This window comes from Streptosporangium jomthongense, from assembly GCF_042650425.1.
Classification (GTDB): domain Bacteria; phylum Actinomycetota; class Actinomycetes; order Streptosporangiales; family Streptosporangiaceae; genus Streptosporangium.
In genome coordinates, this window is sequence record NZ_JBHSBC010000032.1 from 877,885 (window position 1) to 900,756 (window position 22,872).

The following is a 22,872-nucleotide window of genomic DNA, read 5'->3' on the forward strand; positions in this document are numbered from 1 at the left end:
GTGGAGCTGAGCCGCAAGCAGTGGGGCGAGCTCCGCAAGAACACGCCGCTGACGCTCACCGAGGAGGAGCTCGCGGAGCTGCGCGGCCTCGACGACCCGATCGACCTGGCCGAGGTCACCGACATCTACCTGCCGCTCACCCGGCTGCTCAACCTCCACTTCACCGGGGCCAGGCAACGCGGCGCGGCAGTCAGCACCTTCCTCGGCGCCGGGCAGCGGCCCTCGCCGTACATCCTGGGCATCGCGGGCAGTGTCGCGGTCGGCAAGTCGACCACCGCCAGGCTGCTGCACACCCTGCTGGCCCGCTGGCCCGAGCACCCCAGGGTCGACCTGGTCACCACCGACAGCTTCCTGTACCCGAACACGGTGCTCACCGAGCGGGACATCATGCACAGGAAGGGCTTCCCCGAGAGCTACGACCGGCGGGCCCTGGTGCGCTTCGTCGCCGACGTCAAGGCCGGTCTGCCCGAGGTCAGCGCCCCGGTCTACAGCCACCTTGAGTACGACATCGTCCCCGGCGCGGTGCAGACCGTGCGCAGGCCGGACATCCTCATCGTCGAGGGTCTCAACGTCCTGCAACCGGCTCCTCCGACGGCGCTGGCCGTCAACGACTACTTCGACTTCTCCATCTACGTGGACGCCAAGGTCGAGCACATCCGTGACTGGTACGTCGACCGCTTCCACAAGCTGCGCCGTACGGCCTTCGAGGACCCCAAGTCCTACTTCAGGCACCTGGCCGAGCTGTCCGAGGAGGAGGCGACCGCCTTCGCCAAGGACATCTGGCGCGACATCAACGAACGCAACCTGGTCGAGAACATCGCCCCCACCAGAGGCCGCGCGGGCCTGGTCCTCTACAAGGGCCCCAACCACTCCGTCCGCCGCGTACGGCTACGCCGCATCTGAGGCTCACTCCTGGCCCGTCAGGTGGTTCTCCCAGGCCCAGGCCAGGATCCCCACCCGGTTGCGTACGCCCAGTTTGGTCTGGACGCCTGACACGTGTCCCTTGACGGTGCTCAGCGCGATGAACAGTTCGTCGGCGATCTCCTGGTTGGTGCGCCCCCTGGCGATCGCCCGCACGACCTCGACCTCCCGCGCGGTCAGGGAGTGCGCCGGGGACGCCCCGGTCGTGATCCGGGCGCCCCGGGTGGCGAGGTGACGCAGCAGCCGCAGTGTGATCGACGGTGAGATGAGCGCGTCCCCGGCGTACGCGGCCCGCACCGCCTCGACCAGCAGGGACGGACCGGCGTCCTTCAGCACGAACCCCGCCGCGCCGCAGCGCAACGCGCCGTGGACGTACTCGTCCAGGTCGAACGTGGTGACCATGACCACCCTGGGCGGGGCCTCGGCCAGGGCGCGGGCCACCTCGATCCCGTCGAGGCGGGGCATCTGGACGTCCACCAGGCACACGTCAGGGCGCGTCCTGCGGGCCCGCTCGATCGCCTCGACGCCGTCGCCCGCCTCGGCGACCACGGTGATGTCGGGCTGGTCCTCAAGGATGATCCGCAGACTGGCCCGGATCATCGGCTGGTCGTCGGCCAGCAGCACCCGGATGGTCATGGACGCCCTTCTGAGAGAGCCGGCTCCAGGAGCGCAGCCGACCTCGGGAACGCGAGCCGCTTCGAGAGCGCGGCCGGCCTCGGGAACGCGGGCGGCTTCGAGGGCGCGGGTGACGTCATCGGCGTCCACCCGTGGGAACGGTGGCACGGACGGACCAGCCCGGCCCCGGGCGGGGACCCACGGTCAGGGTGCCGCCGACGGCTTCGAGTCGTTCGCGCATCCCGATGAGGCCGTACCCGGCACGACGAAGGCGGGCGGGCGCCCGTGAGGCGTCGTCCGTGACCTCGACGGTGACGACGGCGTCCGCCTGGGTGATGTCGACGGCGACCGTGCCCGCGTGCCGGGCGTGCCGGGCGACGTTGGTCAGCGACTCCCGTACGACCCGGTACACGGTGCCGCTCACCTCGGGCGGCCAGCCGGACGGCTCGGCCTCCAGCCGCAGACGCACCCGGCCCTTGAGGCCCTCGAAGCCCTCGACCAGTTCGTCGAGCCGTTCGTGGCCGACGGGAGCGCCGTCGCGCAGGAGGCCGACCACGCGGCGGGTCGCCGCCAGGGCCTCGGAACCCGCGGTCTCGATGTCGGCCAGGGAGCCCTCCGTCCTCTCCGGGTGCTTACGGGTGACGAGCCGGGCCGCCTGAGCCTGGAGCACGATGCCGGCGATGTGGTGGGCGGCGACGTCGTGCAGCTCCCTGGCCAGCTCAAGGCGCTCGGCACGCCGTATCCGCTCGACGACGGCACGGCGGCGGACGGCGAGCAGCCGGAAGGTCAGGCCGGTCGCCAGGCCGGTGAACCAGACCAGGCCGCCCAGCACCGGTACGGCCGAGCCGGGATGAGCCAGGAGACCGCCCGCCACCACGGCCAGGCCCCCGACGGAGACGCCGCAGGCCGTACGGACGGGGAGCGTCCTGACCGCGGAGCCGGCGAGCACCGCCAGACCGAGGGAGGCGGCCGGACCGGGTTCCGCCGGCAGGTGGACGAGCCCGCTGACGAGGACGGCGAGCGCCGCCACGGTCAGGCCCGCGACGGCGGTCCTGAGCGGGTCGCGGCGGCGGGCCAGGGCGAGCGCGCACACCGACGCGCCGGTGACCGCGTCCAACGGCCAGTGCCCCGCGCCCCAGCTGTCGGCGATCCGGTACGCCTGGAAGGCGACGGCCGCCGCGAACACGATGCCGGACACAGTGCCGAGCCCGGCGCCGGCCAACGCCCTGAGCCGATCGGGTGCCTGCACGGTGTCCAAGGCTAGGAGAGGGGGCCACCCGGCCGGTACCGGCCGAAAGTACCGTTCCGGCCCTGCTTTGCGCCGATGTGAGAGGCGGGTCGTGGTCCGCAGGATGAGGCCCCATGTCATATGAACTCCGTCAGCGACGTCCGCGGATCGCGGCGCTGGACGTGATCCGCGGATTCGCGCTGTGCGGGATCCTGCTGGCCAACGTCCAGCCGATCGCCAACGCGGGCAGAACGGTCATCCTGGAGGGACAGGCGAGTCCCACGGACCTCTGGCTGGGTCTGTTCGTCGAGCAGCGCTTCTATCCGATCTTCTCGCTGCTGTTCGGCGTCGGGTTCTCGCTGCTGCTGAACTCGGCCGGGGAGCGAACCGCCCGGCCCCGGCTCCTGCTGACACGCAGGTTGCTGGCCCTGCTCGCCATGGGGGTGGCGCACCATCTGCTCCTCTGGGAGGGCGACATCCTGGCCGTCTACGCCCTCGTCGGACTGGTGGTGCTGCTGCCCTCGACCTGGTTGCCCCGGTGGGCGGTGGCGGGGCTCGCGGCCGTACTCCTCACGGGCGCGCCGGCCCTGGCCGGTGGGCCGTTCTCGCTGGTGCCGGGACTCTTCCTGCTGGGTTCCGCGCTGACCCGGTACGGGGTGACCGACCGGATCGAGCGCTCGACCCGGGTCCCCGCGGCGCTCGGCCTCCTCCTGGCCGTGCTCGCGGTGCCCGTGGTGTGGCTGCAGGTCAGGGAGGTACGGTTCACCCTCACCCTGGCGCTGGCGGGTCTGCTGATCGCGGGCGTGTACGTCTGCGGGACGCTCGTGCTGCTCAGGACGCCGCTGCGGGCCGTACTGGAGAGCGTCTTCGCGCCGCTGGGACGGATGGCGCTGACCAACTACCTGACCGCCACCGTGCTCGTCCTGGCGGCCACCCGTCTGGTTGGCGGGGTTCCGCAGGAGTGGTCGACGGCCACGGTCCTGGCGATCGCGGGCGTCATCATCGCCGTCCAGTGGGTGTGGTCGGCGCTCTGGCTCAGCCACTACCGCCAGGGACCGGTCGAGTGGCTGTGGCGATGGATCACCTGGGCCCGCCGTCCCGCCCTACGCGCCTCGTGACCACGGTGCCGAGAGGGTACGCGGCGCCCGCACTAGGGTTGCCCCGTGCTGCATTTGCGCGTGATCAGTCCCCCTGGACACACCGAGGACGTGCTCGGGCTGCTCGACGACGCCGTCGGGGTGACCAACCTCGTCGTGCTGCCCGGTGTGGCCCGTTCCCCCAGGGGTGACCTGGTCCAGTTCGACGTCGCCAGGGAGGCCGCCAACGAGGTGATCGAACACCTCCAGCACCTCGGCCTGCGCGCGGAGGGCTCGATCTCCGCCGAGCAGATCGACCTGTCCATCTCCGAGGCGGCCGACCGCGCCGAACAGGAGGCCCCCGGCGAGAGCGACGACGCCGTGATCTGGTCGGAGCTCGCCACCCGGGTCGCCGCCGAGTCCAGGATCACCTGGGCCTTCCTCGCCTTCCTCGCGATCGCCACCCAACTCGCGGGCATCGGCGTCGTCACCGACTCACCGATCCTCATCGTCGGCGCGATGGTCCTCGGTCCCGAGTTCGGCGCCGTCGCCGCCATCTGCTTCGGCCTGCTGCGCCGTGACGGACGGCTGATCGCCGGAGCCCTGCGCGCGCTGGCCGTCGGCTTCGCCTTCGCCATCGCGGTCACCCTCGCCTGCGCCCTGGTCTCCCGGGGACTCGGCTGGATCGGGCCGTCCAGCCTCAGCCGGCACGACGAGATCGAGTTCATCGTCAAACCCGACCGGTGGTCGTTCATCGTGGCGCTGCTGGCGGGCGCGGCCGGGGTGCTCTCGGTCACCGCGGGCAAGTCGTCCGCCCTGGTCGGCGTCTTCATCTCGGTCACCACCGTCCCGGCCGCCGGATACTTCGCGGTCGCCGCCTCCCTGGCCCACTGGGACGACATGACCGCCTCCGTCATCCAGCTCGCGGTGAACATCGCGGGCATGATCATCGCCGGTACGGCCACGCTCCTCGCCCAGCGGGCCTACTGGGCGAGGTTCGGAGTACGGCTGCCCGCGCGGCCCCACCGGGGGACACCCTGGGAAAAGCCCTGAGAGACAGACGTCCCGACCGAACTTTCGGACGATGCGCCACTCGTCCGTGTGGGTGAGGAATTACCCCCATCCGCTAGGTAGGGTCCGAGCATGACCATCCTCGCCACCGAGGGACTAACCAGACGCTTTCCCCGGGTGACGGCGCTCGACCAGCTCACCGTGAGCGTGGGTCCCGGCGTCACCGGCCTGGTCGGCGCCAACGGCGCGGGCAAGTCCACTCTCATCAAGATCCTGCTGGGCCTGCTCGACCCCTCCGCGGGGAGGGCGCAGGTGCTCGGCATGGACGCCACGACCCAGGGCGCCGAGATCCGCCGGGTCGTCGGTTACATGCCGGAGCACGACTGCCTGCCCCCCGACGTGTCCGCCACCGAGTTCACGGTGCACATGGGGCAGATGTCCGGCCTGCCGCGTACGGCCGCCAGAGAGCGCGCCGCCGACGTGCTGCGCCACGTGGGCCTGTACGAGGAGCGCTACCGCGTGATGGGCGGCTACTCGACCGGCATGAAGCAGCGGGTCAAGCTGGCCCAGGCGCTGGTGCACGACCCCCGCCTGGTCTTCCTCGACGAACCGACCAACGGTCTCGACCCCCAGGGCCGCGACGAGATGCTCGCGCTGATCCGCAGGATCGGCACCGAGTTCGGCATCAGCGTGCTGGTGACCTCCCACCTGCTGGGCGAACTCGAACGCGTCTGCGACCACGTCATCGTGATCGACGGCGGCAGGCTGCTGCGCTCCTCCTCGATCGCGGAGTTCACCCAGACCACCCAGACGGTCACGGTCGAGGTCGAGGAGGGCCGCCAGGCGCTGGCCGCCCGCCTGACCGAGCTGGGCGAGACCGTCGCCGAACACGGCCGGGCCCTCCTGGTCCAGGTCCGCGCGCCGGAGACCTTCGACACGCTCCGCGACGCCGTCTGCGACCTCGACCTGTGCCTGGTCCGCATGGAGCAGGGGCGCCAGCGCATCGAGGACGTCTTCAGAGAGCCGGTCAGCAGGGAGTCCGCCGATGTCTGAGCCGACGGGTGTCATCCACGACATCGGATACCGCCACTACGACGGGGTACGGCTCGGCCGCAGGCACGCCACCGTGGCGCTGGCCGTGCACAGCCTGCGCGGGGTGTTCGGCCTCGGCCGTACCGCACGGGCGAAGATCATCCCCTTCCTCATCGTGGGCGCCATGATGCTGCCCGCGGTCGTCTCCATCGCGGTCATGGCACTGCTGCGGCAGAGCGTGATGACCTACACCTCCTACGGCGTCACCATGCAGGCGGTGCTGGCGGTCTTCCTGGCCTCGCAGTCGCCGTACGCCGTGGCGCCCGACCTGCGCTTCCGGGTGCTGCCGCTCTACCTGTCCCGCCCGGTGACGCTGTGGGACTACGTCGGCGCGAAGCTCGCGGCGATGGTCACGGCGATGTTCCTGCTGCTGGCCGTACCGCTGACCGTGCTCTACATCGGTGAGCTGGTCGTCGACATGCCGGGCTCCTCGCCCACCGGCAACTACCTGACGGCCATGGCCGGGGCGTTCGTCTACGCGCTGCTGCTGTCCTGCGTCGGCGTGGCCATCGCCTCCTTCACCCCGCGCCGCGGCCTCGGGGTGGCCTCCGTCATCGCGTTCTACCTGCTCACCTCGGCGGTCTCGACCCTCGTCTCGGCGACCATGGAGTCGGTGAACAACTACACCGCCTCCGGCTGGGCGTTGATGATCAACCCGTTCTTCCTGGTCGACGCGGCGGTGCACGTCGGAATCTTCGGTGCCGCCCCCTCCTCCCCCGTCGTCTACCCGAGCGGTGGCGGCGCCGTCGCGCTGCAGTCGCTGGTGGTGGTCGCGCTGATCGCCCTGTCCGTGATCGCCCTGGTCACCCGCTACCGGAAGGCGGCCGCGCGATGAACATCGAACTGGCCCAGGTCTCCCGCTGGTACGGCAACGTGGTGGCCGTCAACGACGTCACCATGACCGTCGGTCCCGGCGTCACCGGCCTGCTCGGCCCCAACGGGGCGGGCAAGTCCACGCTGCTGCACATGATGGCCGGATTCCTGGCCCCCTCCGGCGGCACCGTGACCCTCGACGGCGTCAAGATCTGGCGTAACCACGAGGTCTACCGCTCCATCGGCCTGGTCCCCGAGCGCGAGGCCGCCTACGGCTTCCTGACCGGCTGGGAGTTCGTGCTGTCCAGCGCCAGGCTCCACCGGCTGTCCGACCCCGAGGGCGCCGCCCGCAAGGCCGTCGCCACGGTCGAGATGGAGACCGCCGCCGAACGCAGGATCGAGACCTACTCCAAGGGCATGCGCCAGCGGATCAAGGTCGCCGCCGCGCTCGTGCACGACCCTCAGGTGCTGCTGCTCGACGAGCCGTTCAACGGCATGGACCCACGTCAGCGCATGCACCTGATGGACCTGGTGCGCGCCATGGGCGCCGCGGGCAAGACCATCCTGTTCAGCTCGCACATCCTGGAGGAGGTCGAGCGGGTCGCCCAGCACATCGAGGTGCTGGTCGCGGGCCGCCACGCGGCCACCGGCGACTTCCGTGAGATCCGCCGCAGGATGACCGACCGGCCCCACGTGTTCCGGGTCCGGTCGAGCGACGACAGACGGCTGGCCTCGGCCCTCATCGCCGACGGTTCCTCCAGTTCGGTCTCCCTCACCCAGACGGGCCTTGAGGTGCAGGCGGTCGACTTCCGGCGGTTCACCTGGCTGCTGCCCAGGGTCGCCAGGGACGCGGACGTGCGGATCTGGCAGATCTCCCCCGCCGACGAAGACCTGGAGAGCGTCTTCTCCTACCTGATCAACAGGAGCAGCTGACCCATGAACGCTGTCATCGCCGGAATCTCCTACCGCGCGCTGCTCGGCCGCAGAAGGATCTGGCTGCTGGTCCTGCTGCCGGTCCTGCTGATCGCCCTGGCCGTACTGCTGCGGATGATCAGCGGCGGAAGCGAGCGGATCGCGGTCGAGTTCATGCAGAAGTTCGCCCTCGGCGCCATCCTGCCCCTGCTCGGCCTGATCGCCGGGACCGGTGTGATCGCCCCCGAGATCGACGACGGAACGATCGTCCACCTGCTGTCCAAGCCGATCTCCCGCCCGGCCGTCGCGCGGACCAAGTTCCTCGTCGCCGCCTCGGTCCTGGCGGTGTTCGCCGCCGTGCCGACCCTCGTCGCGGCCTACCTGCTGGTCGGCTTCGAGTCCGGCATCGCGTTCGGCTTCGCGATCGGCGCCCTGGCCGGGGGCTTCGCCTACGCGGCGCTGTTCATGCTGCTCGGCGTCCTGACCAGGCACGCGGTGACGGTCGGCATCGCCTACGCGCTCATCTGGGAGGGCGTGGTCGGCAACTTCGTCCCCGGTGCCAGGAGATACTCCATCCAGCAGTGGGCGCAGACCGTCGCCGACCAGGTCTCGTCCTCGTCGTTCCTGTCCAGCGACCTCACCATCGGCTTCGCCGCGACCGCCCTCCTGCTGATCACCGCCGGAGCCGTCCTCTGGGCGGGCCAGCGCCTACGCTCCTTCTCCCTGACCGGCGACGAGTAGGCGACCCCTGCGAGGCCTGCCGGAACCGTCGACGGGCCAGGGTCCCTGACGCACAACCGGACCCCACTTGCGAGCCGTCCCGGGACGGTCCACGAGTGGGGCCCTTCTCTCCGTGTCATCATGCCGCCGCAGAGGCCGGGCAGGCCCGGATGTTCCGGTTCTCCCAACAATCCATCGGTCGCCCGCATCCAACCAGTGTGGTAACCCGCAGAATCTGAGATGCGAAGGGGCCTGTTTCGTGTACATCGGTGAAAACGAGGGACCGGTAACACTTCTTTCGACAGGTACGAAACGCCACGCGGAGAACCGGCGATGATCGGGACCGTGCTCCGCACCGAGGAGCTCCCCGCCTCCGACCGGTTCGCCCGGTGGCACGAGACGACGTCGCGGGCCCTGGTGCCCGTCCTGGCGCGCAGCGACCAGGAGGCCGACTTCCGCGCCACCACACACGTGCTCGCCCTCGGCCCGGTGCAGGTGCACGTGATGACCTGCCCGCCCCTGCGTCTGTACCGCACCTCCGCGCTGGTCCGCCGGTCCGACCCCGAAACGTACTGCCTTTCGTTCGCCCGGCGTGGCGCGACACAGACGACCCAGTTCGACAGGCAGACGACCGCCGGCCCCTGGGAGATGTCGTTCTGCGACACCTCGCACCCCTATCACGGCCGTATCGTCGCCGACCACACCGGCAGCTTCGAGGGCGTCGTCCTACAGATCCCCAAGGCCGTGCTCCCGTTACCCGCCGACAGGCTCACCTCTCTCGCCGCCACCCTGCTGCCCGCCCGTGACGGTGTCGGCGCCCTGCTACGCCACCACCTGGAGGCGCTGGTACAGCACACCTCCGGCTACACCGCAGCCGACGCCACCCGCCTTTCTGCCGTCACCGTGGACCTGTTCGCCGCGGTGTGCGCCCACCACCTCGACACCGTCCTGCCGCCGGAGACCGACCGGCAGGTGCTGCAGAAGCGCATCCACGCCTTCATCCAGCGCAACCTCGGTGATCCCACGCTGGGCGCCGAGGCCATCGCCTCCGCCCACCAGATCTCCGTGCGCCACCTGTACCAGCTCTTCCAGGAACAGGGCCTGACCGTGGCCGCCTGGATCCGCCAACGCCGCCTGGAGCACTGCCACCGCGACCTGGCCGATCCCGCCCTGCGCTCCCAGCCGATCCACCTCATCGCCGCCCGCTGGGGCTTCGCCAGCAGCGCCCACTTCAGCCGTGCCTTCCGCGCCGCCTACGGCGTCTCCCCGATCGGCCACCGCTCATCGTCCGAACGGGCCGTGGCGTGGCCGTGACCCGAAGGCGCAGAAATCGCCAACGACAATCGCGGAATCCATCGATGACATATCAGCGATGAACCGAAAAACCAGTCCCATGGCGTGCCACGGAACACCTCAAGTACCGGAACACGGCCCTTGGGAAAGCGAAACAAGAAAGTCCGCGAAAGAGCCCCGGACGGCACGGCGATCCGGCGGCGCACCCCCGTGAACGGCGAAACGCCGNNACGATCGCCACGGCTCCGGCCCTCACGGACCGGCCGTCACATCCCTCAGACGCAGGCCGTACGGACGACGTCGGCCAGGTGGCCCGCCATCCGCTCGGCCTGCTCCGCGGAGGAGGCCTCGACCATGACACGGATCATGGGTTCCGTGCCGCTCGGACGGATCAGCACCCGTCCGTTCTCCCCCAGCTCCAGTTCGACCGCGGCGGCCGCCGCGGACAACTCGGGCGCGGAGGCCTTGGCGCGGTCCACATCCTTGACGTTGACCAGGATCTGCGGGAGCCGGGTCATCACCGAGGCGAGCTCGGCCAACGGCCTGCCCGTACGGGCCACGACCGACAGCAGGTGGAGTGAGGTCAGCAGACCGTCCCCCGTGGTGGCGTGGTCGAGCAGCAGGACGTGTCCCGACTGCTCCCCACCGAGGTTGTAACCACCGGCCCGCATGGCTTCGAGCACGTAACGGTCACCGACGGCCGTCTCGATCACGTCGATGCCCGCGTTCCGCATCGCGATCTTGAAGCCCAGGTTGGACATCACCGTGGCCACCACGGTGTCGCCGACCAGTTTGCCCTCCGCGTGCATGGAGGTGGCGAGGACCGCCATGATCTGGTCGCCGTCGACGACCTCTCCGGTGTGCGAGACCGCCAGGCAGCGGTCGGCGTCCCCGTCGTAGGCGATGCCGACGTCCGCCCCTCTGGAGACCACGACCTGCTGGAGCTTGTCCAGGTGGGTCGAACCGCAGCCCGCGTTGATGTTGAGACCGTCAGGACGGGTCCCGATGGTCTCGACGGTCGCCCCGGCTCTGCGCAGTGCCTCGGGCGCCACCATGTGGGCGGCCCCGTGCGCGCAGTCGAGGACGATGTTCAGGCCGTCCAACCGGCCGGAGACGGTGGACAGCAGGTGGGAGACGTAACGGTCGGCCTCGCCGTACGCCTCGCGGACACGGCCGACGTCCGAGCCGACGGGGCGGTCCCACTTCTCGCCGAGCCGTTCCTCGATCTCGTTCTCCACCGCGTCGGGCAGCTTGTAGCCGCCGCGGGTGAGGAACTTGATCCCGTTGTCCGGAGCGGGATTGTGGGAGGCGGAGATCATCACGCCCATGTCGGCTCCGAGAGCCGTGGTCAGATACGCGACCGCCGGGGTTGGCAGCACGCCGAGCCGGAGAACATCCACGCCAGACGACGCAAGGCCGGCGACCACAGCAGCCTCCAGGAACTCTCCTGAAGCCCGCGGGTCCCGGCCCACGACGGCGACCGGGCGGCCACGCCGCCCGACGCTGGCGTTGAACGCCCCGGCATCGCCGAGGGCATGAGCGGCCGCCACGGACAGGTCCATGGCGAGCTCGGCCGTGAGGTCGCGACCCGCGACCCCACGTACCCCGTCGGTGCCGAAAAGGCGCCCCAACTTAACGCTTGCTGTACTGCGGAGCCTTACGGGCCTTCTTGAGGCCGTACTTCTTGCGCTCGGTGGCGCGGGCGTCACGGGTCAGGAAGCCGGCCTTCTTCAGCGGGGCGCGGTTGACCTCGACGTCCAGGATGGCCAGCGCGCGGGCCAGGCCCATGCGCAGGGCACCGGCCTGGCCGGTGACGCCGCCGCCGTCGATGCGGGCGATGACGTCGAACTGGTCCTCGGCGCCGAGCGTCACGAAGGGCTCGTTGACGATCTGCTGGTGGACCTTGTTCGGGAAGTAGACGTCGAGCGGACGGCCGTTGATCGTCCACTTGCCGGTGCCCGGCACAATGCGGACACGGGCGACGGCCTCCTTGCGGCGGCCGGTGCCGTAGGAGTTGCCCGTGGTGATGGGCTTACGGACGGCGGCCTCGCCGCTGACAGTGGACTCGGAGGTGTACTCGGAGGGGAACTCCTCCGTGGAGTACGTTTCCTGCTCGCCCTCGATGGGCGTCTCGACACCGGTGGGCTCAGCCACGGTTCTCCTCTTACTTTCCTTCTTGGCGCAGGCCGTCCGGCCAACGCTGCTGGCGATAGTCAGCCGGTGGCTACTGGGCGATCTGGGTGAGCTCGAAGGGGGTCGGGCGCTGAGCCTGGTGCGGGTGCTCGGAACCCGAGTAGACCTTGAGCTTCTTGATCATCTTCCGGCCGAGGGCGTTCTTGGGGAGCATGCCCTTGACGGCCTTCTCGATGGCGCGGTCGGGACGCTTCTCCATGAGCTCGCCGTAGGTCATCGAACGCAGGCCACCGGGGTAGCCCGAGTGACGGTACGCCTTCTTCTGCTCAAGCTTGTTGCCGGTCAGCGCGACCTTGTCGGCGTTGATGACGATGACGAAGTCACCGGTGTCGACGTGGTTGGCGAAGATCGGCTTGTGCTTACCGCGGAGCAGGATCGCGACGTGGCTGGCCAGCCGGCCAAGCACGATGTCGGTGGCGTCGATGATGAACCACTGACGCTCGACTTCGGCAGGCTTGGGTGTGTACGTGCGCACGGTCGTATGCCTTCTTTGCTCGCGTCTTCGGCGCTGTCGGAGATGACAGCAACATGGTCGGTAGGTGCGGGCACACGACAGCCCGGACCTTCCGTCTCCCAAGACGCAGGAGATGACGCCGGACGCGCCGCGCATCGGTCCACCGAGGGGACCAATTCGCACACAACGAACTAGCAGGGTACCGGCGCGGACGAGCACGGGTCAAAACCAGGCCGCGTCCCACCGGTGTCCCCGAGCAGTCTACCCGTACGGCGTCACCCCGCCGGACCACCGCCACGATCGGTCTTCTCGTTCTTCATAGAACGGTTCCAACACGTTCTTGACATTCTCTTCTTCCTCAGCACAAACATCTCTATCTTTGGCAGCGGAATGTGGCAGCTCCCTCACCTTCGCGACACCCAGCGGACCGGTCTGCGCCGTATGGGGCTGTTCGCCTGCCTGATGACGGTGCTGCTCCTGGGGTATCTCATCGGGCGGGGAAGCCGTGACGAGGAAACCCCGAAGATCTATCTGAACAACGCGGGACCGGCACGACCGACGCAGACGGTCTCCGCCGAACAGGGATACTCCGCCGGCCGTCCCCTTCTCGGGCGGGTCATCCGTCCCACCCCCTCTCCCGCGAGGCCGAACACGTCCCCGAGTCCCCGCGCCACCAACCTGCCCCGGGCCCCCCTCGACGACCTCGGCACCGACAACGGCCCTCGCTACATCATCGGCGGGGACAACCAGAACATCGGCGGCAGGGAGAACACCGTCACCTCCGCCGCCCCGCTGAGCTCCCTGGAGAGGGAGTTCGTCAGGCTCGTCAACGTCCAGCGCAGGCGGGCAGGATGCGCGCCGTTCCGGGTCGACAGGCGGCTCGTCCAGTCGGCCAGGGCCCACTCCGCCGAGATGGCCGCCAGCGACGTCTTCTCCCACGCCTCCCCCGACGGACGTTCGCCCTGGCAGCGGATGGAGGACGCGGGCTACCGCAACGGAGGCGCGGAGAACATCGGCCGGGGCTTCGCCACGGCCGCCGACGCGGTACGGGGCTGGCTGGCCAGCACCAGCCACCGGGGCAACATCCTCAACTGCTCGCTCAAGGCGACCGGGGTGGGCGTGATGGGCGGTATCAGCGGCCCCTGGTGGACTCAGGACTTCGGCTACTCCTGAGTGAACCGGCCCGGGGAGCGGGCTAGTCTCTGCGGCATGGGTTTTCCCGGGGAACCGCCGCGCCGCCAGCCGTACGTCCAGCCTGATGGCCCTGAGGCTCAGGTCCCGCCCGCACGGGGAGAGCACTGGTTCGACCCCGCTCCGCAGGGCCCCGGCACGGGAGAGCGCCCCGCCGAGACGCCGCCGTACGGCACGGCCCCCGGACGCACCTCCGCCCCCGGCACCGTGCCGGGCCCCCTTCCGGGGGCACGGCCTCCCGCACCGGCCCCCGACGCCTCCGGCCCCTCCGCCCCCGAGCCCCCGGCACGGGGCCAGAAGATGTCGCGGGGGCAGAAGATGTGGAGCCCGTACGACGAGGGTCCGCGCTCGCGGCGGCCGCTGTACGTCGTGCTGGGCGCGCTCGCCGTGCTCGTCGCGGGTGGCGTCGGCCTCACCATGCTCGTGAACTCCGACTCCACGCCCTCCCCCGGCACGGCCGCCCCCACACGGAGCTCAAGCGCCCCGGTCGTCCCCCAGCCTCCCGGCGGCAAGTTCGGCTTCGCGGCCGCCCGAAAGACCGATCCGTACGCGCTCACGCTCAACGAGCTGTTCCCTCGCAAGAAGGTCTCCTACGGCGGCCGCAGCTATCTGATGACGGTCCGCAGGGTGGACAAGAAGTGCAAGGACGCCGTGGTCGGCGACAAGCTCCAGAAGGCGCTGGCGGCGGGCAAGTGCACCCAGCTGCTGCGGGCCAGCTTCCGCGACGCCTCCGGGAAGATCATCGGAACCGTGGGCGTCGCCAACCTCAAGACGTCGGCCGCGGCTGCCAAGGTCGTCTCGGCGGGGGCGGGCAAGTCGCGCAAGGAGTACCTCAAGGCGCTGCCCGGTAAGGACAAGGTCACCAAATCTCTCGGCTCCGGCGAGGCGTTCGCCGGAGGGTGGCGGCACGGGCACTACGCCGTGATGGTCTGGTTCCAGTTCAAGGACGGCCACCTGCCCAAGAAGTCCGAGGTCAAGCGGCTCAACCAGGCGGCCTTCGGAACCGTGGACGCCACCGTGACCCCGGCCCTCGAATCCCGTTCGCTGACCGGAAAGCGCCCCTGACCAAAGGTTCATACGGCAACTTCCCCGGATAAAACTGGCGGGCGATCCGGCCAGGAACACCCATACCCACATGATGATCTCTGGCTGTCGCTACTCTTCCACCTATGCGTGGCCAGGAATCCGGGTCCGAGCACAAGCGCGAAGCCGACGGTTCGGCCGCACCGGCGACGCCCCCGCCGAGTTTCGGTCAGCCTTCGCCGCACGTGCCGCGGACAGACCTCACAGGTGACGACCAGCTCCGCGAGTCTCCGGCATGGCCGGAGTCCTCGCCGGGAGCCGCCCAGCCATGGGTGGTGCCCGGCGACGGCGGCACGCCCTACGACTGGTTCTCCGACCCCGAGGACGACCTTCCCACCCCGTGGCCCGGTGCCCGGCAGGAAGGACGGCACCCGGGCGGGACCGCTCAGCCGTACGGCCCCGGCGTCTCCCCTCCCGGGGGGACCGGGGAGCCTCCGGCCCGGCCGTGGCCGGACGGCTCCCCCGCGGTGCCCGCCGTCATCTCCTGGACCGAGAACCCCGGGCAGGGAGACCCGAACGGTGCCTCCGGCCTGCCTCCACAGCCGTCGGCGGCCCCCGGGGAACCCGCCCCACCGTGGAACAACTCCCGCGAAGAGCCGCCGACCCGGCCATGGAGCGGCCCCGCCGCCTCCCGTGAGCCGTCCGGCCCGGCCGCTCCGCCGTCGTGGGGCGCCCCGCCTTCCTGGACCCCCCCGGCTCCCGACACGCGTCCAGGACCGCCGCCCTCTCAGGCCGGACCTCAGGAACCATCAGGACCGCAGGACCGGCCTGTCCTCCAGGGGCAGCCTCCCGTCCCGAACGCGCCGCAAGGACAGCACTCCGCTCAGATCGCCCCCCAGGGACAGATCCCTGTCCCGAACACACCACAGGGGCCGACCCCCACCCCGTACGTGCCGCAGGGACGAACCGACCTTCAAGGCCCGGCCCCCATCCCGTACGCGTCACAGGGGCAGCCCCCCGTCCAGGCCGGTCCCGCGCCGTGGTCCCCCGCAGGTCAGCCGGGGCCCGCGCCGGCCCAGCCTCCAGGACCGCCCTGGAACACACCACCCGCCCAGCAGGGACCCACGTGGCAGGCACCGCCCGTCCCCGGTGGCCCTCCGGCCCAGCCGTGGGCCCCGCCCGGACCGCTGCCTGAACCACGTCCTGAATCACCGCCTGGGGCCTCTCCCGTCCCCGCCGCGCCGCCCGCGCCGCCGGGGCCGCAGCCATGGGGTCCCGTGACCGGAGAACCACAGGGCCAGACACCGTGGGCTCCTCCGGCCGAACCGGCGGGACCGCCGCTCTCCTGGGGCACGCCACCGCAGAGCGGCCCCGTCAACGCCCCTTCCCAGCCTTGGCAGGACGCTCCGCGCGACACGCCCCCGCAGTCCTGGCAGAACACCCCGTTCAACACGTCCCCGCAGGGCACCCCGCCCGGCGCGCCTCCGCAGCCCCAGCAGGAGGACCGCCCGCCGACGGCGGCGCCGGTCGAGCCCGACGCGCCGTCCTGGCAGCCTCCTCCGGCCTTCACGGCCGCCGCCGCGGGGATGCAGGTGTGGCCCTCCCCGGGACAGGACCCCAACGACGCCTCGCGGTGGCCCGCGGCCTCCGGAGAGCCTGTCTGGACCGAGGGCGCCGAGAACGAGACGCCACAGGGCGCAATCGCCGACGACGAGAGCACCGTCAGGGTCCGCAAGAGCGACCAGGCCCCGCTCCCCGTGCGTCGTGGGCGCGCGCAGGACAACTCCGGCTCCCCGGCGCCCGGGCCGGACGCCGCCCCCCAACCTCCCGTTCAGGGGCGGGAACAGGAGGCCCCCGGCCTCGAAGGCCCGCCCCCGGTGGGGAACGCCGCGCCGGACCAGGCTCCCGTTCCCCTGGGGGCCGACGCGCCCGGTGTGATCGACAGGACGTCGGCCCCGCCTCCGGAGCAGGGCGACCATCCGACCCCGCCCAGGGGCATACCGGTGGTCACGGCGCCGCTCGCCGCCCCGGCGGGCAATCCCCCTCCTGGCAGGCCGTCGGCCCCGCGCCCGCCGGCCGAGGTCGAGCGTGGGCCGTTCACCCCACCGTCCGCGGTCGTCCAGGAGATTCCGCCGCTCCCCACCGCTCCGCCGCGCAAGCGCGTCAACACGGTCCTGCTCGCGGCCGTGGTCGCCGTCGTGGTCGGCGGTACCGGCACCGGGGCCTTCTTCGCCTACCAGTCGTTCAACGCCAGGCGGTCGGCCAGCGCGGAGACCCCGGCCCCCACCGCCCCGCCCGTCGAACCCACCGACGACCCGAACGCCCCTCCCGAGCCTGACCCGATCAAGACCGAGATCCTCAACTCCGAGAAGACAGACCCGGGCAAGATGACCGTGGCCGACGCCTTCACCAAGAAGGTGACCCTGGCCGGTGCCACATTCGTCCGGGTCAAGACTGAGGTGACCGACAAGTGTGACGAGGCCGCGGCGGGCAGGTTCGCCAACACGTTGGCCACCCAGGACTGCCGCCAGGTGCTTCGGGCCACGTACGTCGACAGCAAACGCAAGTACGCCGTGACCACGGGAATCGCGGTACTGCCCACCCTGCAGTCGGCCGTCGAGGTCGACCGGACGAAGAACCTGGGCAGCAACCTGTGGTTCCGTGGCCTGCCGGGAGGCTCGGGCAGCGGAGCCGAGCGCGTCGGCATCGCGGGCGGCTACGCCGCCGGCTTGGTCTGGGGGCGCTACATCGTCTTCAGCTACGCCACCTTCAGCGACGGCCACACCCCGACGGCCAAGGAGAAGCACCTGGGCAAGGTCAGCGGCGCCTTCCGCGACGAGACCGCCAAGGTCATCGAACGCCGTATAACCAGCTGACCGGCACCGGTCACACGGCAGACCGCCCCTGAAGAGCGGGCCACCCCTGAGGACAGCGCCCGCCGTACGGCCAGGCAGCACGCGCGGGACGGTCGCGGGTGACGGATGCCGCCCCGCGCTGCGGTCGTCGATCGTGCTATTCGAGCAGGTGGCGGTTGGCTCGGCTCCATGCCAGCCGTCTGCCCGCCTCGTCGAGGAAGCCGTCGGCGACCCAGTGGGCTTGGGGTTGGTGGCCGGCGTACCTGCTCGATGACGTCTCGTTGAACGTCGATGACCGCATCGATCAGACCCGTGGTCGAGGTCAGGCCGTAGGCCGTGGCGAAAAGCTCCAGGCGGTGACGCCGGTCGGGGGGCGTGGGATAACGCAGCCAGCGCAGGCATTCGGCGTCGTCGCGGAACGGCGCGACGTATTCCAGCGCGTAGGCGATGTCGTGCAGTCGCGGCCTGGGCCGGACGTAGTCCCAGTCCAGGATTCCCACGGGCGTTCACCCTGCCAGACGATGTTCCACGGCCCGAAGTCTCCATGACAGATCACCTCGTCATCGCGTGGTTCCGCCTCGCCGCCGGACCATCTGAGTCCCTGAGGCGGGCGAAAGCCGGCGACCGCACGTCCGACCGGCTGCCGCCGTACAGCAACGGTTCTCCGATCGCGACAGGGACGAAGTCACCGCGTGGACCACCCTGACGGCCTCCGGCCGGACCGACGCGAGCCCGGTGCTTCCCAGGGCGGTCATGAGGGACGGTCGATGAACCCGGCCCGGCCGACCGGACCACGGCGAACGCAACCGGAGCCGATCACGTCCCCACCGTCAACAGATCGCAGGCGCCGGCCCCGCGACCGACCGCGACGAACGACGCGGTTCACCCGAGACCTCACGGCCCCGACCAGATCGCGCCCGCCGTACGGCCGGGCGACCGGATCACGCCTCGGAGGCTCCGAGCGTGCGCACCCGCCGGGTCAGCGCCGCCCGGCGCGCCAGCGCCTCCCCCTCCGGGTAACGCACCTCCTCAAGGCACAGACCGTGCGCGGGCGCGACATGCACCGCCGAGTCCCGTACGGCACGCGTCAGCACCTGCCCCGGCCAGTCGACCGGCAGGCGCCCCTCCCCGACCGGCAGCAGCGACCCGACCAGCGCCCTGACCATCGAGTGGCAGAAGGCGTCCGCGACGACCGTCGCCACCAGCAGGTCCCCCTCCCTGACCCAGTCGAGCCGCTGGAGCTCACGGATCGTGGTCGCGCCCTCGCGCTTCTTGCAGAAGGCCGCGAAGTCGTGCTCGCCCAGCAGCGCCGACGCGGCGGCGTTGAGCCGGTCCAGGTCGAGAGGGCGGGGATACCAGACGACCTCGTGACGGCGCAGCGGGTCGCCCCCGCCGGGGGCGTCGCAGACCCGGTAGGCGTAGCGTCGCGACATCGCGGAGAAGCGGGCGTCGAAGCCCTCGGGGGCCACGGTGACCCGGTGGACCCTGACGTCGGCGGGCAGGATCCCGGCCAGCCGCCTGATCAGGACGGGCAACCGGTCGGCGACCGGATCCTCAAGGGGAACCGCCTGGTACCTGCTGTCCAGCGCGCCGAACACCTCGGGCTCCAGATCGACGTGGGCCACCTGTCCTCTGGCGTGCACTCCGGCGTCGGTCCGTCCCGCCACGGTCAGCGACGGGGGCTCCGGCAACCGGAAGACCTTGCCGAGCGCTTCCTCGATCTCCCCCTGGACCGTCCTGCGCCCCGGCTGCCGAGCCCAGCCTGAGAAGCCGGTGCCGTCGTAGGCGAGGTCAAGGCGCAGCCGTACCACGATGTCGTCCCTCCTGAGAGAACCCCGGGTGAAAGAACCCCGGGAGGACCCGGGAAAAGAAGAACGGGCCCGGCACCTCCGGTGTGGAGGAAGCCGGACCCGTCCGGAGAGCCTGGAAGATCAGGCGTTGTCCTTCTTGCCCTCGGTCTCCTCGGCGGGAGCCTCGGCCGCGGGGGCCTCCTCCGCCTGAGCCTCGGCGGCCTCGACCGCGGAGGTCTCCTCGGCCTTCGGCTCCTCCGTGGAGGCGGGAGCCGCGGCCGGGGCCTGGCGGGTGGTGGTGACCGTGTTCAGCGGCTCGGACACCAGCTCGATGACGGCCATGGGGGCGGCGTCGCCCTTACGGAGGCCGACCTTCGTGATGCGGGTGTAGCCACCGGGACGCTCGGCGAACGTCGGCGCGATCTCGGTGAACAGGTGGTGCACGACGCTCTTGTCACGCACGACCGTCAGCACCTGGCGACGGTTGTGCATGTCGCCCTTCTTGGCCTTGGTGATCAGCTTCTCCGCCAGCGGGCGCAGACGCTTGGCCTTCGCCTCGGTGGTCTTGATCCGGCCGTGCTGGAACAGCTGGGTGGCGAGGTTCGCCAGGATCAGCCGCTCGTGAGCCGGGCTGCCGCCGAGACGGGCACCCTTGGTGGGCCTGGGCATTTCGTTCTCCTTGAGAGTTAACCCGCCGCGGCCGTACGAGGTACCGCGGTCAGGCCGGGGGCCGGTCGGCCGGCCCCCGTCAGATGAAAATCAGTACTGCTCGGTCTCGACGTAGGCGCTGTCGTCATCGTCGTAGCCGCCACCGGCCACCGCGCTCGGGTCGAATCCGGGCGGGGAGTCCTTCAGCGCGAGCGACATCTCGTGCAGCTTCTGCTTGACCTCTTCGATGGACTTGGCACCGAAGTTGCGGATGTCCAGGAGGTCCTGCTCGCTGCGGGCCACGAGCTCACCCACGGTGTGGATGCCCTCGCGCTTGAGGCAGTTGTAGGAGCGGACGGTGAGGTTCAGCTCCTCGATCGGCAGCGCCAGGTCGGCGGCCAGGGCCGCGTCCGTCGGCGACGGGCCGATGTCGATGCCCTCGGCCTCGACGTTGAGCTCCCTGGCCAGGCCGAACAGCTCAACGAGGGTCTTGCCCGCGGAGGCCACCGCGTCGCGGGGCTTCATGCAGGGCTTGGTCTCGACGTCCAGGATCAGTCGGTCGAAGTCCGTGCGCTGCTCGACACGGGTCGCCTCGACCTTGTAGGTGACCTTGAGGACCGGCGAGTAGATGGAGTCGATCGGGATGCGACCGATCTCCTGGCCGGGCTGCTTGTTCTGCGCGGCGGAGACGTAGCCACGGCCACGCTCGACCGTCAGCTCCATCTCCAGCTTCGCCTTGCCGTTCAGCGTGGCGATGCGCAGCTCGGGGTTGTGCACCTCGACACCGGCCGGGGGCGCGATGTCGGCGGCGGTGACGTCACCGGGGCCCTGCTTGCGCAGGTACATGACCACGGGCTCGTCGTGCTCGGAGGAGACGACCAGCTCCTTGAGGTTCAGGATGATGTCGGTGACATCCTCCTTGACCCCGGGAACCGTGGAGAACTCGTGCAGCACGCCCTCGATGCGGATGCTGGTCACGGCCGCGCCCGGGATGGACGACAGCAGCGTGCGCCGCAGCGAGTTGCCGATGGTGTAACCGAAGCCCGGCTCCAGCGGCTCGATGACGAACTTGGAGCGGGTCTCCTCAAGGGATTCCTCGAGGAGAGTGGGACGCTGAGCGATCAGCATGTGGAAACTCCCCCTGCATGGCGACGCCCGCTATTTGACGTCGCTCGGATAAACAGCATAGGTGCCGTACGGCGAACCGTACGGCACCCTCGAAGCCACTACTTGGAGTAGAGCTCGACGATCAGCTGCTCCTGGACCTGCGTGTCGATCTGCTGACGGACCGGGAGCTGGTGGACCAGCACGCGCAGAGCCTCGGGAGCGACACCCAGCCAGGCCGGGTAGGTCTTGTCACCGGCGGTGGCGCGGGCCACCTCGTAGGGCAGAAGGTTGCGGGCCTTCTCGCGCACCTCGACGATGTCGTGCTCACGCACGCGGTACGACGGGATGTCGACCTTCTTGCCGTTCACCAGGATGTGGCCGTGGCGCACCTGCTGGCGGGCGGCGTCGCGGGACTCGGCGAAGCCGGCGCGGTAGACCACGTTGTCGAGACGGCTCTCCAGGATCTGGAGGAGGTTCTCGCCGGTCTTGCCGGACTTGCGGTTGGCTTCCTCGTAGTAGTTGTGGAACTGCTTCTCGAGGACGCCGTAGATGCGGCGGGTCTTCTGCTTCTCACGAAGCTGGAGCTGGTACTCAGACTCCTTCGGACGGCCGCGGCCGTGCTCACCCGGCGGGTAAGGACGGATCTCGATGGGGCACTTCGCGGACTCGCACTTCTTGCCCTTGAGGAAGAGCTTGGTCTTCTCCCTGCGGCAGAGCTTGCAGTCCGCACCCGTGTAACGAGCCATTTTCTATCTTCTCCTGGGCGTCAGACGCGACGGCGCTTGGGCGGACGGCAGCCGTTGTGCGGCACCGGGGTGACATCCTGAATGGAGCCAACCTCAAGGCCGGTCGCCTGCAGCGAACGAATCGCGGTCTCACGGCCGGAGCCGGGACCCTTGACGAAGACGTCGACCTTGCGCATGCCGTGCTCCATGGCGCGGCGGGCGGCGTTCTCGGCGGCCATCTGCGCGGCGAACGGGGTGGACTTACGGGAGCCCTTGAACCCGACATGGCCGGCGCTGGCCCAGGAGATCACGTTCCCGTTCGGGTCGGTGATCGAGACGATCGTGTTGTTGAACGTGCTCTTGATGTGGGCGTGCCCGTGAGCGACGTTCTTCTTTTCCTTGCGGCGCACCTTCTTCGGGGCACCCTGGCGGCTCTTAGGAGGCATTGCTTGCCTTCACTCCTGAGGTGTTCGGTCCTGCGGCTACGCGGACTACTTCTTACCGGGCTTCTTCTTGCCGGCCACGGTCTTCTTCTTGCCCTTACGGGTGCGCGCGTTGGTCTGCGTGCGCTGACCGTGCACCGGGAGGCCACGGCGGTGCCGGATGCCCTGGTAGCACTGAATCTCGATCTTGCGACGGATGTCGGCCTGGACCTCACGGCGGAGGTCACCTTCGATCTTGAAGTTGGCCTCGATGTAGTCGCGCAGCGGCACCAGTTCCTCGTCGGTGAGCTGGTGGACCCGCAGGTCACCGTTGATGCCGGTGGCCTTGAGGGTCTCAAGCGCGCGGGTGCGGCCGATTCCGTAAATGTAGGTGAGAGCGATCTCCAGCCGCTTGTCGCGGGGGAGGTCGACGCCAACCAGGCGAGCCATGGTCGGGCATTCTCCTTCGTTGTGGCGGAGGTCCTACGCCCCGCTTCCCCTCCCCATGCCCGGGGTGAGGGCCCCGGCCTCCGACCGGGGGTCTCCCGCGTGGTACGACCCGAAGGTCGCCTGCGCGAGTGTGGGGCGCGATTACTTTGTGGCCCGACATGGGTCGAGTCCGCCACTGATGAGCGGACTCCGTGTGGGCCTTTTCTGGACTAGCCCTGACGCTGCTTGTGGCGCAGGTTGTCGCAGATCACCATGACGCGACCGTGCCGGCGAATCACCTTGCACTTGTCACAGATCTTCTTGACGCTCGGCTTGACCTTCATAGTCCTTATT

25 protein-coding genes are annotated in these 22,872 nt (G+C 70.1%); 11 read left to right on the plus strand and 14 right to left on the minus strand.

Features of this window, described 5'->3' with window-relative positions; translation table 11 throughout:
- Positions 1 to 903, plus strand: a complete 903-nt coding sequence (coaA, locus tag ACFOYY_RS29520; RefSeq protein ID WP_386194092.1) for a type I pantothenate kinase — start codon at positions 1 to 3, stop codon at positions 901 to 903.
- Between the two features lie 3 nt (positions 904 to 906).
- Here coaA and ACFOYY_RS29525 read toward each other — a convergent pair whose 3' ends face one another.
- Together ACFOYY_RS29525 and ACFOYY_RS29530 are read right to left on the minus strand one after the other, a co-directional pair.
- Positions 907 to 1,557, minus strand: coding sequence for a response regulator transcription factor (locus tag ACFOYY_RS29525; protein ID WP_352015617.1), 651 nt, complete (start codon positions 1,555 to 1,557; stop codon positions 907 to 909).
- 115 nt (positions 1,558 to 1,672) lie between these two features.
- On the minus strand, positions 1,673 to 2,785 hold the full coding sequence (locus ACFOYY_RS29530; RefSeq protein WP_386193990.1) for a sensor histidine kinase: 1,113 nt from the start codon (positions 2,783 to 2,785) through the stop codon (positions 1,673 to 1,675).
- 113 nt (positions 2,786 to 2,898) lie between these two features.
- Between ACFOYY_RS29530 and ACFOYY_RS29535 the strand changes: the two genes are divergently transcribed.
- The 7 genes from ACFOYY_RS29535 to ACFOYY_RS29565 all read left to right on the plus strand — a co-directional run bounded on the left by ACFOYY_RS29535 (position 2,899) and on the right by ACFOYY_RS29565 (position 9,702).
- Positions 2,899 to 3,882: a DUF418 domain-containing protein gene (locus ACFOYY_RS29535; protein WP_386193992.1), complete on the plus strand. Its 984-nt coding sequence runs from the start codon at positions 2,899 to 2,901 to the stop codon at positions 3,880 to 3,882.
- A 45-nt stretch (positions 3,883 to 3,927) separates the two neighbouring features.
- On the plus strand, positions 3,928 to 4,893 hold the full coding sequence (locus ACFOYY_RS29540) for a DUF389 domain-containing protein (protein ID WP_386193995.1): 966 nt from the start codon (positions 3,928 to 3,930) through the stop codon (positions 4,891 to 4,893).
- Positions 4,894 to 4,983: 90 nt separating this feature from the next.
- Positions 4,984 to 5,904: an ABC transporter ATP-binding protein gene (locus ACFOYY_RS29545; protein WP_362916320.1), complete on the plus strand. Its 921-nt coding sequence runs from the start codon at positions 4,984 to 4,986 to the stop codon at positions 5,902 to 5,904.
- Entirely contained in the window at positions 5,897 to 6,778 is an 882-nt protein-coding gene (locus ACFOYY_RS29550; RefSeq protein ID WP_386193998.1) for an ABC transporter permease, read from the plus strand. Before ACFOYY_RS29545 ends, ACFOYY_RS29550 begins: the two co-directional genes overlap by 8 nt.
- Positions 6,775 to 7,689, plus strand: coding sequence for an ABC transporter ATP-binding protein (locus ACFOYY_RS29555; protein WP_352015578.1), 915 nt, complete (start codon positions 6,775 to 6,777; stop codon positions 7,687 to 7,689). The genes ACFOYY_RS29550 and ACFOYY_RS29555 overlap by 4 nt, the downstream gene beginning before the upstream one ends.
- Positions 7,690 to 7,692: 3 nt before the next feature.
- Positions 7,693 to 8,409 (plus strand): ABC transporter permease, encoded by a 717-nt coding sequence (locus tag ACFOYY_RS29560; protein ID WP_352015579.1) that lies wholly within the window; start codon positions 7,693 to 7,695, stop codon positions 8,407 to 8,409.
- Between the two features lie 312 nt (positions 8,410 to 8,721).
- The gene (locus ACFOYY_RS29565) at positions 8,722 to 9,702 is read left to right on the plus strand and encodes an AraC-like ligand-binding domain-containing protein (RefSeq protein ID WP_386194003.1); all 981 of its coding nucleotides are present in this window, start codon (positions 8,722 to 8,724) and stop codon (positions 9,700 to 9,702) included.
- A gap of 254 nt (positions 9,703 to 9,956) precedes the next feature.
- Here ACFOYY_RS29565 and glmM read toward each other — a convergent pair whose 3' ends face one another.
- The 3 genes from glmM to rplM all read right to left on the minus strand — a co-directional run bounded on the left by glmM (position 9,957) and on the right by rplM (position 12,349).
- Positions 9,957 to 11,312 (minus strand): phosphoglucosamine mutase, encoded by a 1,356-nt coding sequence (gene glmM, locus ACFOYY_RS29570; protein ID WP_386194006.1) that lies wholly within the window; start codon positions 11,310 to 11,312, stop codon positions 9,957 to 9,959.
- 1 nt (position 11,313) lies between these two features.
- Positions 11,314 to 11,835, minus strand: a complete 522-nt coding sequence (rpsI, locus tag ACFOYY_RS29575; RefSeq protein WP_352015582.1) for a 30S ribosomal protein S9 — start codon at positions 11,833 to 11,835, stop codon at positions 11,314 to 11,316.
- 70 nt (positions 11,836 to 11,905) lie between these two features.
- A complete protein-coding gene (gene rplM / locus ACFOYY_RS29580) occupies positions 11,906 to 12,349 on the minus strand; it encodes a 50S ribosomal protein L13 (RefSeq protein ID WP_352015583.1) in 444 nt (147 codons plus the stop codon).
- Between the two features lie 369 nt (positions 12,350 to 12,718).
- Here rplM and ACFOYY_RS29585 point away from each other — a divergent pair, with 369 nt between their 5' ends.
- Complete coding sequence (locus ACFOYY_RS29585; protein ID WP_386194011.1) at positions 12,719 to 13,501, plus strand: CAP domain-containing protein; 783 nt, start codon at positions 12,719 to 12,721, stop codon at positions 13,499 to 13,501.
- Between the two features lie 36 nt (positions 13,502 to 13,537).
- On the plus strand, positions 13,538 to 14,584 hold the full coding sequence (locus tag ACFOYY_RS29590) for a hypothetical protein (RefSeq protein ID WP_386194014.1): 1,047 nt from the start codon (positions 13,538 to 13,540) through the stop codon (positions 14,582 to 14,584).
- Between the two features lie 403 nt (positions 14,585 to 14,987).
- Here ACFOYY_RS29590 and ACFOYY_RS29595 read toward each other — a convergent pair whose 3' ends face one another.
- Positions 14,988 to 15,308, minus strand: a complete 321-nt coding sequence (locus ACFOYY_RS29595; protein ID WP_386194017.1) for a hypothetical protein — start codon at positions 15,306 to 15,308, stop codon at positions 14,988 to 14,990.
- Positions 15,309 to 15,819: 511 nt separating this feature from the next.
- Between ACFOYY_RS29595 and ACFOYY_RS29600 the strand changes: the two genes are divergently transcribed.
- Positions 15,820 to 17,418, plus strand: a complete 1,599-nt coding sequence (locus ACFOYY_RS29600) for a hypothetical protein (protein WP_386194020.1) — start codon at positions 15,820 to 15,822, stop codon at positions 17,416 to 17,418.
- Between the two features lie 136 nt (positions 17,419 to 17,554).
- On the opposite strand, the gene ACFOYY_RS29605 is transcribed toward ACFOYY_RS29600, so the two are convergent.
- The 8 genes from ACFOYY_RS29605 to rpmJ all read right to left on the minus strand — a co-directional run bounded on the left by ACFOYY_RS29605 (position 17,555) and on the right by rpmJ (position 22,862).
- Positions 17,555 to 17,698, minus strand: a complete 144-nt coding sequence (locus ACFOYY_RS29605; protein WP_386194023.1) for a hypothetical protein — start codon at positions 17,696 to 17,698, stop codon at positions 17,555 to 17,557.
- Positions 17,699 to 18,338: 640 nt separating this feature from the next.
- Entirely contained in the window at positions 18,339 to 19,208 is an 870-nt protein-coding gene (gene truA / locus ACFOYY_RS29610; RefSeq protein ID WP_386194026.1) for a tRNA pseudouridine(38-40) synthase TruA, read from the minus strand.
- Positions 19,209 to 19,328: 120 nt separating this feature from the next.
- A complete protein-coding gene (gene rplQ / locus ACFOYY_RS29615) occupies positions 19,329 to 19,856 on the minus strand; it encodes a 50S ribosomal protein L17 (protein WP_386194029.1) in 528 nt (175 codons plus the stop codon).
- 90 nt (positions 19,857 to 19,946) lie between these two features.
- Positions 19,947 to 20,963 carry a DNA-directed RNA polymerase subunit alpha gene (locus ACFOYY_RS29620; RefSeq protein WP_189246821.1) on the minus strand — a complete coding sequence of 339 codons (1,017 nt, stop codon included), beginning with the start codon at positions 20,961 to 20,963 and terminating at the stop codon, positions 19,947 to 19,949.
- A gap of 98 nt (positions 20,964 to 21,061) precedes the next feature.
- Complete coding sequence (gene rpsD / locus ACFOYY_RS29625; RefSeq protein ID WP_352015591.1) at positions 21,062 to 21,688, minus strand: 30S ribosomal protein S4; 627 nt, start codon at positions 21,686 to 21,688, stop codon at positions 21,062 to 21,064.
- A 20-nt stretch (positions 21,689 to 21,708) separates the two neighbouring features.
- Positions 21,709 to 22,113 (minus strand): 30S ribosomal protein S11, encoded by a 405-nt coding sequence (gene rpsK / locus ACFOYY_RS29630; RefSeq protein WP_020542285.1) that lies wholly within the window; start codon positions 22,111 to 22,113, stop codon positions 21,709 to 21,711.
- A 45-nt stretch (positions 22,114 to 22,158) separates the two neighbouring features.
- Positions 22,159 to 22,539 carry a 30S ribosomal protein S13 gene (gene rpsM, locus ACFOYY_RS29635; RefSeq protein WP_184712621.1) on the minus strand — a complete coding sequence of 127 codons (381 nt, stop codon included), beginning with the start codon at positions 22,537 to 22,539 and terminating at the stop codon, positions 22,159 to 22,161.
- A gap of 209 nt (positions 22,540 to 22,748) precedes the next feature.
- A complete protein-coding gene (gene rpmJ / locus ACFOYY_RS29640; protein WP_003956441.1) occupies positions 22,749 to 22,862 on the minus strand; it encodes a 50S ribosomal protein L36 in 114 nt (37 codons plus the stop codon).
- Positions 22,863 to 22,872: the final 10 nt, after the last annotated feature.